Source organism: Microbacterium sp. ZXX196 (assembly GCF_009709595.1).
Classification (GTDB): domain Bacteria; phylum Actinomycetota; class Actinomycetes; order Actinomycetales; family Microbacteriaceae; genus Microbacterium; species Microbacterium excoecariae.
This window is the reverse complement of sequence record NZ_WMEE01000405.1, coordinates 1-249: the sequence shown is the minus strand read 5'-3', so window position 1 is coordinate 249 and position 249 is coordinate 1. Positions and strand designations below refer to the sequence as shown.

Annotated in this window: 1 protein-coding gene; it reads left to right on the top strand. The window is 53.4% G+C overall.

Annotated features, from left to right (window positions below):
• Positions 1–183, top strand: a 183-nt coding sequence (locus tag GJQ66_RS13485) for a helix-hairpin-helix domain-containing protein (protein ID WP_230379672.1), incomplete at its 5' end; no start/stop codon positions are given.
• Between the last annotated feature and the right edge of the window lie 66 nt (positions 184–249).

Below are 249 nucleotides of genomic sequence, written 5' to 3'. Positions count from 1 at the left end.
AATCTCGAAGGTCTGGATCGTGCCCTGGCATTCAAACTGGCTGCCCGTGGTGTTTGTACGCTGGAAGATCTCGCCGAGCAGGGCGTTGATGACCTGGCTGATATCGAAGGGATGACCGACGAGAAAGCTGGCGAGCTCATCATGGCCGCTCGCAACATTTGTTGGTTCGGCGACGAAGCGTAATAAACTGTAGCAGGAAGGAACAGCATGACAGATGTGACTATTAAAGCGCTGGCCTCAGAGATTCAG